Origin of the sequence: Peribacillus sp. R9-11 (assembly GCF_031345095.1) — a bacterium.
In the GTDB taxonomy this organism is placed as follows: domain Bacteria; phylum Bacillota; class Bacilli; order Bacillales; family DSM-1321; genus Peribacillus; species Peribacillus butanolivorans.
Map to the genome: position 1 here is coordinate 1097271 of NZ_CP133763.1, position 12299 is coordinate 1109569.

Genomic DNA, 12299 nt, shown 5'->3' on the forward strand with positions numbered 1-12299 from the left:
AAGGTTTAAGGTTTTATAAAAATAAAGCAATTAGATAATAAATCAATCCGGCTAAAGAAGCTGAAATCGGCAAGGTTATGAACCAAGTGATTAACATACTTTTAGCTGTTCCCCATTTTACACCTTTGATACGGTGTGCAGAACCTACCCCAAGTATGGATGAAGAGATGACATGTGTCGTACTGACCGGCATATGCAGGAATGTAGCACCGAAAATTATCGCTGCACCGGTCATATCGGCAGCGACCCCATTTACTGGACGTATTTTCATGATCTTACCGCCCACCGTTTTAATGATCTTCCAACCACCGATTGAGGTACCAAGCGCCATTGCGATTGCGCACGATAATTGCACCCAAAAGGGGACATCAGAGCTAGAGGCATATCCGTTAGCCATTAAAGCCATAGTGATAATACCCATGGATTTTTGAGCATCATTTGTTCCGTGTGTATAAGACTGAATTGCCGCTGTGAGAATTTGTATTCTCCTAAATCGCTTGTTAGTCTTACCTAAATTATTATTTTTGAAAATTACCTTAAAGATGTTGTACACAATAAATCCAAGTGTAAAGGCAAGAATCGGAGATAAAATTAATGCTTGGACGATTTTGGTGAATCCACTCCATTTAATCGTATCGAAACCTCCAGCCACAATGGCAGCTCCCGCTATAGAACCAATAATAGCATGGGAAGAACTGCTTGGAATACCAAAATACCAAGTGATTAAATTCCATGTTATTGCGGAAAGTAGAGCAGCGAGGATTACATATGAGCCATTGTTTAATGTGAAAGGATCAACAATATCCTTCGTAATGGTATGTGCTACACCAGTGAATGTCAGCGCTCCTAATAAATTCATGACCGCAGCCAAAATGATCGCATGACGTGGTTTAAGCGCCTTAGTTGACACGGCTGTTGCAATAGCATTGGCTGTATCATGAAATCCATTGATAAAGTCAAAGATTAAAGCAAAGATAATAATTAGCGCGGTTAAGATGAATATAGTATTCATACATGGAAGACTCCCTTAATATTCAAGTATGTAATGAGAAAATTTAGATAGTGACCAATGAATGGGCGTTGGACAACTTTGCAACTCCACATTATTAGAATGGAAGTTTTACGTTTGATTATTCTTTAAAGATGGCACCTTCTTCTTTTTCTTGGTTACGGACGGACTATTCAATTGTAACTAATTTCTTATCTATAAGCATAGATATTTCGTCATTTTTTTACAAAATATTTAACTTAATGAAGGATTAAATGATAAATTTTCACTTTAAATAGAAAATTTTGGATAAAATGTTTGTTGAGTCATTTAATAAACCTTTAAATTCCGAGGCTTATGGTTAGAAATAAAAGGTAGGACGATGATATAATTGGTAAATAAAAGGTAAGGGGGATTGGCAAATGATATCAAGTATAGGGGAAACGATTACTTTACATAATGGAGTAAAAATGCCGCAGTTAGGTTTCGGTGTATTTAAAGTGAAAAATGGCAGTGAAACGGTTGAGTCCGTCAAGAAAGCAATCGAAGTAGGATACCGTTCAATTGATACGGCTGCCGTTTATGAAAATGAAGAGGGTGTAGGACAGGCTATTAGAGAAAGCGGAATACCGCGTGAAGAATTGTTCATCACATCTAAAGTGTGGAATACTGATCAAGGTTATGAAACGACCCTTCAGGCATTTGATGATAGTTTGAAACGCCTTGGTTTGGAATATTTAGATTTATACTTAATTCACTGGCCAGGAAAAGACAAATACCTGGAAACGTGGAAGGCATTAGAGAAGCTTTACAATGAAGGAAAAGTGAAATCAATCGGTGTAAGTAATTTCCATGTCCACCATTTAGAAAAATTATTAGCGAACAGTGAAATAAAACCTGTCGTAAACCAAATAGAATTACATCCACTTTTGACTCAAGTTGAAATTCGTGATTACTGCGAAAAGCATGATATCAAGGTAGAAGCATGGAGCCCGCTAGGTAGGGGGAGCTTAATAGAAGAACCGACTATCAATCATATTGCAAAGAAGCATGGAAAAAGCTCTGCTCAAGTATTAATTAGATGGCATCTCCAACATGAAATTGTCGTTATCCCTAAATCGATTACGCCGTCCCGTATCGAGGAAAATGCACAAGTGTTTGACTTTTCATTGAGTCTTAACGAAATGAATCAAATTGATGCCTTAAACAAAAATGAACGATTTGGAAGCAATCCGGATGAACTTTTGTTTTAATGATTGATGATATAGACTTTAAAGAGAACTAAAAATGATATGAGGGTGTCCCAGTAATTTCGGGGCATCCTTTTTTCGTTATATCTTTATAAACATATTTGAGCTAGATACTGCTTATACTATGAATGTGACAAAAATGTAGCATAGTGTATACCCTTTTCATAAGTCTAATAATCATTTTTTCTTTACCAAATATTTTTTTAAAAAATGAGGTTTTAGATTATTTTAACGGGGAAAATAATGAGTACAGCAGCAAACAAAAAGAAAAACACACTAACATTGAGGAGTGTCCAATCAGTTCCTCAGGGTCAATAGCTAGCTAACTTTCCCACTAACTAAAGCATTCACATTCATTAGATATTGTGCATAATCGGCATCATACCATTTGAGTGAAAAGGTTAATGAATTGAACAGGACATGAATATTTGGAAGTGATGAGATTTCTTGAAGTCTGCTGTAGAACAGGAAAATATATTGTCTGGTATAAAAATACAACTACTTAAGGAGGAAATATATTATGGGATTTTTATGGTCATTAATTATCGGAGGTATTATCGGTTGGTTAGCAGGTATGATAGTAGGACGTGACGTACCATTTGGTATCATTGGTAACATCATCGCTGGTTTTGTTGGTGCATGGTTAGGTTCATTAATTCTTGGGAACTGGGGACCTTCAGTAGCAGATTTCGCTATTATTCCTGCATTAATTGGAGCAATTGTATTTGTCTTCATATTAAGCTTGATCTTAAAAGGCATGAGAAAAGCTTCTTAAATATCACAATAAAAGCTGGCCCAAGTGGCCAGCTTATTTTTTTGATTCATAATCCTTACTATGCAGCTTTAGAAACGGCTGCTTATAATGATAGAATTTTAAGAAAACTGACTCCTACTTATTTGGAGTCAGCTTTTTTTGTATATTAGAGAGTCTCAAATATCCCGGACTTATCTAAGAAAGGTGCTTCTATTATCATTTTTTCTTCGGAAATTGGATGGATAAATTCAATTTTTCGAGCATGAAGGGCTTGCCGTGGAAAGGTATTTTTTCCGCCGTACAAGGTATCACCAGCCAAGGGGTGATTTAAGTGGCTAAAGTGCACCCTGATTTGGTGGGTGCGGCCGCTTTCCAAAGTGCAACTGACAAGCGTTAAGTTTTTCTTCGAATCCCGCTTAAGCACTTGGAAATGGGTAATAGCCACCTGGCCAGTAGGTGAAACCCTTCGTCTAGTAGCATGATGGCGGTCTCTACCAATTTTTTCGTTGATTTTACCTTCATTCTTTTGGATGATTCCTTCAACTAAAGCGACATATGTTCGTTTGATTTTTCTTTCTTCCAGCATTCTATCCAACATAGACCCAGTGAGGCGATCTTTGGCAAAAAGAACGGCTCCAGTGGTATCTTTATCAAGCCTATGAATATGCTTAATCATACAGGTTTGGCCGGTGTTCTGAAGGTGGTACCCTACACCATTGATAAGCGTATGTGTATCGCCGGGTTGAGAAGGGTGGGTATCCATTCCTGCCGGTTTATTGGCAATCAATAATAGGTCATCTTCATATAAGATAGAAATCCCTAAATCTACAGCTTTAACGGTTTCATTTTCAGCATTCATTAAAGGAATGCTAATCGTATCGCCTTCGGAAAGAGTAGTTGTCCATGAAACAGTATTTCCGTTCAATTTTACTTCTTTACTCATTCTCCACTCATGCACCAATTTCTTTGGCGCCTTCCAGTGGTCCTTAAAAAGCTTATCTAATGTTAATCCATTCCAACTTTGAAGAACTTCAATTGATAATATTTGGTTTGTTATATTAAAATGTCCCAATATAATTCCTACTTTCGACTTATGTGATTGTAATTAATTGAAAAAAATATATAATGATTACAAATAAAAGTAAAATTAGTAACATTAGACCTATTGTTTAGAATTCAGTGGCGAAAATTACCACGTCTTTTTTACAATATTTATGTTATTCTAGAGGGAAAGAAATCGCTTGTCCTAGAATATACATACTATTAGATAGGTCTAATGGATCTAAAAAAGGTGGTTTTTTTAGTGAAGACGGTCTTTTCTTCAACCGAAGAACAAGAGCAAGAAATTGCGAGTCTCGTTGCACGTTTCTACAAATCTGTATTTCCTAAATACTTCACAGAAAATGAAATTATTCATTTTCGGGAGATAGGCGTTTTGCAGCCGAATAAAAGTACATTTACCTACTTTGCAACACTAAGAGACGCATTTCAAGTAATGGCATGCCTTCAAGTCCTCTTGTCCATTCTAGACAAAAAGAAGATAGAGGATTCTTTTATAATTGATTCTAAATTTGAAGAATTGTTTCAACATAACATTACTCTATTGAATGAATGCGGAATCTTTTTCCCTTTTTATTATGACCATTTTACACGTATAAACCATGAAGCAAGTAAAGATATGCAAATGATGGATATTCAGGTGGCGAATCAATATTTAGTATAAAACATTAAAAATGAGCCGGCTATAACGGAAATACTTTTCCCGTTATAGCCGACTCATTTTTTTCTATCCTTAATTAATATCATTGTCCTCAAACCATTTTTTGAAGGTTTGTTCTTCGTTATAGCCAACTATACGTTCTTGTTCTTTTCCATTTTTAAAGTGAACAATTGTCGGCGTGCTTTTGATGCCATAATCGCTCCAGCCTTGTTCAAACTCCAATAAATTGTATTGAACGAGATCGATACCCATCTCTTCAGCCAACGGAGCTACGATAGGTGTAGTTTTTTGACAGTGAGGGCACGTAGGACTATAAAAATAAACAGTCATTTCTTCTTTATCTTGAAGGTCATTCTCTAATTCTTCGGGAAGGATCAGATTTTGATAATTTGGGTCATCCAATTGATCGACGGTGGCGGATTTAAGATGCTCTTTGCCATACGGATTTCCTTTTGATTTTTCTTCTTTTTTATAGTTTGTCAAAACGCCTAGTATGACAAAAAGCGCGACGATTATCACTAAAAATATAACCATTTTCTTCATTAAGCTGCAACCTCCTTGGATCTTGTCCATACGATGTAACTGCATATGAAAATAATGACAAATGCAGTTAAAGCTAGGAACGGGATGGTAATAAAACCAAAAACGTTAATATATTGTCCTGTACAGGGAACCCTTCCGCATGCTAGGGTATGTTCGGAAAAAAATGAAACCTTTTGTATTAAATAATGATAAGTTGAAATAAATGCACCAATTGCAGATAATATCATGGTATAGAAGCTGATCCAATAATCTTTTCGAATGATTGCAATTCCTAAAATGATTGTAAAAGGATACATGATAATCCGCTGATACCAACAAAGCATACATGGTTCATATTGCTTAATCTCAGAAAAATATAAACTTCCAAGCATAGCAATGATGGAAGCAGCCCAGGCTACAAATAATATATTCTCCCCGCTGCGTTTTGTATTGTTCATCGATCCTCTTCCCCATCTCTTTTTTCTCTTATGAAAATTATAGTATGTATGGATGCGGTCTGTAAAATATATATTCTTTTTATGGGGGTACAGAATAGATTTGGACGCGGGAAGAATTGAAAACTTTAAAAGAGTGGCAGTTAGCTTAACAGATAATAGGTAATTAAACCCGATTTAACAGAAGTAATGATGGTACGATAAGGCTACCCAGTAGGCGAATTGGCAGTAAGAAAGGTAATAAAAAATAGAGATGTTATCTATATGCCTCCGAAAGGAAGAAAAGTAATGTTTTATCTAGGAAGTATTGAATAGGCTGGAGAAGGTTCAGTTGTTTTAATTTTTGAATAAGGGGTATAATTCTTATGGAAGAGATTAAAGGAGTTTGAGGAAAATGCCTAATTTGGACCTGCATAAATATGAAAAAATAATGGAAATACGTAACATGAGGCTAGGGGACATTGATGAAATAATTGCTTTACAATCTAGTTGCTTTCCTGGAATGGATCCATGGAAGCGCGATCAGCTTGAAAGTCATCTGGAAATTTTTCCAGAAGGACAATTTGTAGCTGAATATGATGGAAAAGTGATTGGATCATGTTCTAGCCTCATTATTAATTTTGACGAATATGATGATCGCCATACATGGGATGATGTAACCGATAATGGATACATCACGAATCATAATCCGGACGGTTATAATTTATATGGAATCGAGGTCATGGTCCATCCTAAATTCCGCAGGATGAAAATTGGTCAAAGACTATATGATTCAAGAAAAGAACTTGTTGCCCATTTGAACTTAAAAAGCATCATTATTGGCGGCAGGATTCCTAATTACCATAAACATGCGGAGGAATTGCTACCAAGAGAATATGTGAAAGAAGTGCAATTACATAAAATATATGATCCGGTTCTATCGTTCCAGCTTTTAAATGGCTTCACGCTCATGAGGATAAATCCTAATTATTTGCCTGATGATTTGCAATCCAATAAATATGCTACACTCATGGAGTGGAATAACGTTGATTATCAGCCGAAAACAAAACGTTATTATAAAACATCTGAACCGGTACGTATCTGCGTCGTGCAATACATGCTGCGTAAAATCGATTCATTCGAAGACTTCGCTAACCAAGTCGAGTATTTCACCGACGTTGCTTCGGATGCTAATGCGGATTTCGCCGTATTCCCGGAATTGTTCACGACCCAGCTGATGTCTTTCTTAAATGAAAGATCACCAAGCTTGGCAGTACGGAAACTGTCAGATTTCACGGAACAGTATATTGAATTGTTTACCACTTTAGCTGTAAGGTATAACGTCAATATAATTGGCGGTTCTCATTTCGTTAAAGAAGACGACGATAATATCTATAATATAGCCTATTTATTCCGCCGTGATGGGACAATTGAAAAGCAATATAAAATTCATATTACACCGAATGAAAGAAAATGGTGGGGCATCAATGCTGGTGACCGTGTACGCGTCTTTGATACAGACTGTGGAAAGATCGCCATTCAAATTTGTTATGATATTGAGTTCCCGGAACTTGCTCGGATTGCGACTGATATGGGAGCTAAGATTATTTTTACGCCATTTTGTACGGAAGACCGACAAGGTTATCTGCGTGTTCGCTATTGTGCTCAGGCCCGTGCAGTGGAAAACCAAATTTATACGGTTATTTCTGGGACTGTCGGGAATCTGCCGCAAACGGAAAATATGGATATCCAATATGCACAATCAGGGATTTTCGCCCCGTCGGATTTTGAATTTGCACGTGACGGGATTGTTGGGGAAACGAGCCCGAATCTTGAGATGGTTCTGATTGGCGATGTTGATTTAGAGATATTAAGACGTGAGCGACAATCGGGTACCGTAAGACAATTAAAAGATAGACGCCATGATATTTACAAACTACATTATCAAAAAGGTGAAAAATAAAGATTTAAACTAGCTCGTGATGAAAAAGCCATGCTCGATGTGGCTTTTTTTATTACGAGCCTTTACTTCATTTATTGGGAAAAATGTGATAATTTTGTTATAGAAACAGATACATAAAAGTTTTTAAAAAAAGGTCGTTGAGAGGGGATGTCAGAGATGGACTGGAAATCAGTATACACCACTTGGGCAGGGTATCAGAATTTAAATGGGGAATTACGTGTCTTGCTTGAGGAAATGCAACAGGATGAAGCTAAACTCGAAGATGCCTTTTATAAGAATTTAGAATTTGGAACAGGCGGTATGCGTGGAGAAATTGGAGCAGGAACCAACCGAATGAATATTTACACTGTAAGAAAGGCTACGGCTGGATTGGCTCAATATATTTCAACGTTCGGGGAAGAGGCAAAAGGGAGAGGTGCTGTCATTGCTTATGATTCAAGACATAAGTCTCCGGAATTTGCACTCGAAGCAGCTAAAACCTTGGCTACATTTGGCGTAAAGGCTTATTTATTCGATGAATTACGCCCAACTCCAGAATTGTCATTTGCTGTTCGCAAGCTAAATGCATTTGCTGGGATTGTCATCACAGCGAGTCATAATCCACCTGAATATAATGGTTACAAGGTTTATGGATCAGATGGAGCACAGTTACCTCCGGAAGCTGCTGACCAAGTGATTAGCTACGTGAATGCCATTGAAAGTGAACTTGATATACAAATTAAAGAAGCTAAAGATCTTAAAGAGCAAGGGCTTATTGAAATAATCGGGGAAGAACTGGATGCAGCTTATAATAAAGAGTTGCTCACAGTTCCTGAAAATCCACAGCTTGCTGAGGAAATAGATGTATCACTAGTCTTTACTCCACTTCATGGAACGGCAAATAAATCAGTCCGACGTGCCCTGCAGAGCTTAGGGTATCAAAACGTCCATATCGTTAAGGAACAGGAATTACCGGATCCAGACTTTTCAACGGTCAAATCTCCAAATCCGGAGGAACCTGCAGCATTTGAATTGGCCATCGAGCTTGGAAATAAAGTCGAAGCGGACCTATTGATTGCGACAGACCCAGATGCCGACCGACTTGGTATTGCCGTGAAGAACAAATCGGGCAAATATGTCGTTCTGACTGGAAATCAAACAGGTGCGCTTTTTCTAGATTATTTACTAGCTCAGAAAAAAGAAAAAGGTACGATACCTGAAAATGGAATTGTCTTAAAAACCATTGTGACTTCAGAAATCGGGCGGACAATTGCAGAGTCCTATGGCTTAAAGACGATGGATGTACTTACCGGATTTAAATTCATTGCTGAGAAAATAAATCAATATAATAAAAGTGGCGAACACAGCTTTTTGTTTGGGTATGAAGAAAGCTACGGATATTTAATTAAGGATTTTGCTCGTGATAAAGATGCTATTCAAGCAGCAGTGCTTGCTGTCGAAGTCTGTGCTTATTACAAAAAGCAGGGATTGACTCTTTATGAAGGTTTATTAAACGTCTTTGAAAAATATGGCTTCTATCTGGAAGGGTTGCGTTCATTAACGTTAAAAGGAATTGAAGGAGCGAAACAGATTCAAGGAATATTGGATCAATTCCGTCAGAACCCGCCAACGCAAATCGCAGGCATCCAAGTAGTCGTCGAGGAAGACTATCAGAGCAGCAAAAAGCATTCACTAACTTCAAATAGTGAAGAGCTAATTGAGCTTCCGAAATCAAACGTATTGAAATACTTCCTTAAAGATGGGACATGGGTATGCCTTCGTCCTTCAGGTACAGAACCGAAAATTAAATTTTATTTCGGTGTCCAAGGCAAGACGATGGCGGAATCAGAAGCTAAATTATCAGCTGTTATAGCAGACTTTATGGGTAAAATTGAAGCATTAGTCTAAAGTGATAAACAGATAAATGTAGACGAAGGGCTTCAGGTCCTTCGTTTTTTTGCGTAAAAGTTGTTTTTTAGATGAAGTTGGAATACGTTTAGTGTAATAAATGTCTCTAATTCAAGGAAATTTTTAGCTGGTTTTGATATACTGAAAAAGAGAGTAACATGGGTGAAATATTCAAATAGAAACAATGGAGGAGTATTATACATGAAATTAGTCATCATTAATGGATCACCACGTAAACAAGGGCGTACAGGGATTGCCTCTCGCTTCATTTCCAAGCAATATGGAGCAGAACTAATCGATTTAAGTAACAGTGAGATTCCTTTATATTCAGGTGAAGGCGAGCAATATCAATTGAATGTAATTCAAGATTTTCGTAAAAGTATTGAAGAAGCGGATGGAGTGATTTTGACATCTCCTGAATATCATGGTTCGATGAGTGGCGCTTTGAAAAATGCATTGGATTTTCTAAGCAGTGATCAATTTACACACAAACCAGTTGCTTTACTAGCTGTATCAGGCGGTGGTAAAGGTGGGATTAATGCTTTAAATTCTATGAGAACAGTGGGCCGAAGCCTATATGCAAATGTGATTTCAAAACAATTAGTGCTTGATCCGCATTGCTTCGATTATGAGAATGACGGTTTAACTGAAGAGCCTGCGTTACTTGTCGAGGCCTTAATTGAAGAACTTAAAATGTATGCAACTGCTTATGCAACAATGAAAAAATAATGGATGAGGGTCAGGTATAAAAATACCTGACCCTTTTTTTTAGGTTTTCACCCGCCACAGTTAAATCCCCATGAAATTAATCTTCTTGTATATATTTTCCCGTTTTGCAAAAACTATTGTTGATTTTAGCTTGGGAGTTCACTTAAATAATCACTTGTCTTTTCTGCCGCATGATCCAAATAACGAAGCAGTGCATACAGTTGAGATTGAATAATTTGATAATCATGCTCAAACCGATAGGCGTGTAAAAAATGTTCTATTTTTTTCGAAAGAAAGTGATCTTTCGTACGAACCATTAATACTAACAGGCTGTCCCAATCAGAGCGGTGTGTGTGAAACAAAGCCTGATCATAATCCGCAATTTTCATGTAGTTCTCCTCCTTAGGAGCTATTTGTATTTTGTTCAGATTGGGTAGAACATTTACTTACAATAAGTGGCGATGTATACGGGCCGCGGTTGTTGCTTTTTACCTGAATAAAATTAAAAGGTGAGAACATGAGAAAGATAATCTTAATAGTATTGATTGGTCTTCTTTTTTTTCCTGAAGCACCACGCGCAGAACAGGTGTATTCACCTGGACAAATGGAAAAGGACCTACAAGAAATTCAGAATCAGTATAAATTCGAAGTCCAAAAAATTGGAAAAACGGAAAAAGGAAAATATATAAAAGCAGTCAAGTTAGGGAAAGGGAAAAAATCCATCTTACTAGTAGGCTCACATCATGGGCGAGAATGGCTAAGCTCTATCCTGTTGATGACTATGCTAAAAGATTATGCAGCAGCCTATCAAGCGGGCAAACCAATAGGCGGGTTTCCTTCAGGTTTATTGGATGAAGTGAGCATCTGGTTTATCCCGATGCTGAATCCTGATGGAGTCAGCATTCAACAAGGAGATTTATCAAATTTGAATTTCCTTGAAAAAGCAGGGGTCTGGAGAATGAATCGATATAGTACGAATTGGTCGCGGTGGAAGGCCAACGCAAAAGGGATTGATTTAAACAGGCAATATCCGATTGGGTGGGAAGAAGTAATGAGTGATGCAAAAAAACCTACTTATCAATTTTATAAAGGGGAACAACCGCTAGAAGCTACAGAGGTTAAAGCGCTTGCGGATTTTACGAAGAAAGTTGATCCCACAATTGCGGTGTCCTATCATACATCCGGCCGGGAAATTTTCTGGCATTATAAAAATAAGAGAGAGAATATGGCGAGGGATTATGGCATTGCGAAAAAAACAGCAGAATTAACAGGTTATGAACTGACCTTTCCGGAAAAGGAGGCTGTAGGCAGCGGATTTACGGATTGGTTCATAACCGAGTTCAAGCGCCCGGGAATGACAATTGAACTTAGTTATTTGGTGGATGAAACCAATCCCCCATTTTCTGTATTTCCTGAGGAATGGAAACGGAACCGGTTAGTTGGGATTATGCTTGTAAAAGAAGCGAACAAGCTGCATAACAAATGAACAATTTAACATAATAAAACTAACAGGATGTATGAGGAGGAAATGGTTTTGAAAAAAGTCATCATGATGATTTTAGGACTTCTTGTAATTTTACAATTTGGTTCCATATCAACACATGCCCAAAAACCAGATTACGAAAAATACGGAAAGATTGCAATCGCCGTCGTACAGGCCGATTACCCTGAAGTTGAGATTACTGATTATGAATATAAGGGAAGAAAAACAATAGGGGAAAATCAGGTGGAAGACGATTTTAGTTTCTTAGTCGTGGAGAAAGGCAATAAATTCAAAGTCACTGTGGCAGTCCAACATGATCTTACCAATGAAAAATTACTTAGTTTAAAGGTCACAGAACAGAAGGAAAAGTAAATTTACTCCAATATATTTTAGTATTACCTAACATCTTCGGTTTTTGAGGATGTTTTTTCTATTAACGTTGAACAATTAATCACGGAACTTTTCCGCCTTCCCACATTAGGAAAAGAAGACTAGGGAATATCGGATAAAAGTGCAGAGCATAAGGATCTGGAAAATGACCTTAGTGGAATCATGGCCTGAAAATGAAATCAGATCTATCCGTTGATTTT

At 37.3% G+C, this 12299-nt stretch carries 13 protein-coding genes; 8 read left to right on the forward strand and 5 right to left on the reverse strand.

The annotated features are described in order from the left end of the window. Positions 1-13: 13 nt before the first annotated feature. Positions 14-1012 (reverse strand): inorganic phosphate transporter, encoded by a 999-nt coding sequence (locus tag RE409_RS05220; RefSeq protein ID WP_056530991.1) that lies wholly within the window; start codon positions 1010-1012, stop codon positions 14-16. Between the two features lie 398 nt (positions 1013-1410). On the opposite strand from RE409_RS05220, the gene RE409_RS05225 reads away from it, so the two are divergent. Both RE409_RS05225 and RE409_RS05230 read left to right on the forward strand, forming a co-directional pair. Further along, positions 1411-2241, forward strand: coding sequence for an aldo/keto reductase (locus RE409_RS05225; RefSeq protein WP_201182306.1), 831 nt, complete (start codon positions 1411-1413; stop codon positions 2239-2241). A gap of 517 nt (positions 2242-2758) precedes the next feature. After that, a complete protein-coding gene (locus RE409_RS05230; protein ID WP_170946860.1) occupies positions 2759-3013 on the forward strand; it encodes a GlsB/YeaQ/YmgE family stress response membrane protein in 255 nt (84 codons plus the stop codon). 145 nt (positions 3014-3158) lie between these two features. Here the strand turns inward: RE409_RS05230 and RE409_RS05235 are convergent, their stop codons facing one another. After that, entirely contained in the window at positions 3159-4064 is a 906-nt protein-coding gene (locus tag RE409_RS05235; protein WP_207205093.1) for an RluA family pseudouridine synthase, read from the reverse strand. Positions 4065-4295: 231 nt separating this feature from the next. Here RE409_RS05235 and RE409_RS05240 point away from each other — a divergent pair, with 231 nt between their 5' ends. Further along, on the forward strand, positions 4296-4715 hold the full coding sequence (locus tag RE409_RS05240; protein WP_201182304.1) for a DUF5365 family protein: 420 nt from the start codon (positions 4296-4298) through the stop codon (positions 4713-4715). Between the two features lie 69 nt (positions 4716-4784). Here the strand turns inward: RE409_RS05240 and RE409_RS05245 are convergent, their stop codons facing one another. Beyond that, a complete protein-coding gene (locus RE409_RS05245) occupies positions 4785-5255 on the reverse strand; it encodes a thioredoxin family protein (protein ID WP_201182302.1) in 471 nt (156 codons plus the stop codon). Continuing rightward, the gene (locus RE409_RS05250; RefSeq protein ID WP_056530998.1) at positions 5255-5692 is read right to left on the reverse strand and encodes a disulfide oxidoreductase; all 438 of its coding nucleotides are present in this window, start codon (positions 5690-5692) and stop codon (positions 5255-5257) included. The genes RE409_RS05245 and RE409_RS05250 overlap by 1 nt, the downstream gene beginning before the upstream one ends. 391 nt (positions 5693-6083) lie before the next feature. On the opposite strand from RE409_RS05250, the gene RE409_RS05255 reads away from it, so the two are divergent. The 3 genes from RE409_RS05255 (at position 6084) to RE409_RS05265 (ending at position 10247) form a co-directional block, all read left to right on the forward strand. Then, positions 6084-7631: a bifunctional GNAT family N-acetyltransferase/carbon-nitrogen hydrolase family protein gene (locus RE409_RS05255; RefSeq protein WP_053344722.1), complete on the forward strand. Its 1548-nt coding sequence runs from the start codon at positions 6084-6086 to the stop codon at positions 7629-7631. A gap of 156 nt (positions 7632-7787) precedes the next feature. Beyond that, positions 7788-9518 carry a phospho-sugar mutase gene (locus RE409_RS05260; RefSeq protein WP_309558658.1) on the forward strand — a complete coding sequence of 577 codons (1731 nt, stop codon included), beginning with the start codon at positions 7788-7790 and terminating at the stop codon, positions 9516-9518. A gap of 201 nt (positions 9519-9719) precedes the next feature. Then, positions 9720-10247, forward strand: a complete 528-nt coding sequence (locus RE409_RS05265) for an NADPH-dependent FMN reductase (protein ID WP_053344725.1) — start codon at positions 9720-9722, stop codon at positions 10245-10247. A 125-nt stretch (positions 10248-10372) separates the two neighbouring features. Here the strand turns inward: RE409_RS05265 and RE409_RS05270 are convergent, their stop codons facing one another. Continuing rightward, on the reverse strand, positions 10373-10615 hold the full coding sequence (locus tag RE409_RS05270; RefSeq protein WP_053344726.1) for a YhdB family protein: 243 nt from the start codon (positions 10613-10615) through the stop codon (positions 10373-10375). Positions 10616-10743: 128 nt separating this feature from the next. On the opposite strand from RE409_RS05270, the gene RE409_RS05275 reads away from it, so the two are divergent. Further along, positions 10744-11712 carry a M14 family zinc carboxypeptidase gene (locus RE409_RS05275; RefSeq protein WP_201254298.1) on the forward strand — a complete coding sequence of 323 codons (969 nt, stop codon included), beginning with the start codon at positions 10744-10746 and terminating at the stop codon, positions 11710-11712. 48 nt (positions 11713-11760) lie between these two features. Continuing rightward, a complete protein-coding gene (locus RE409_RS05280) occupies positions 11761-12081 on the forward strand; it encodes a DUF3889 domain-containing protein (RefSeq protein ID WP_201182296.1) in 321 nt (106 codons plus the stop codon). Positions 12082-12299 lie beyond the last annotated feature (218 nt).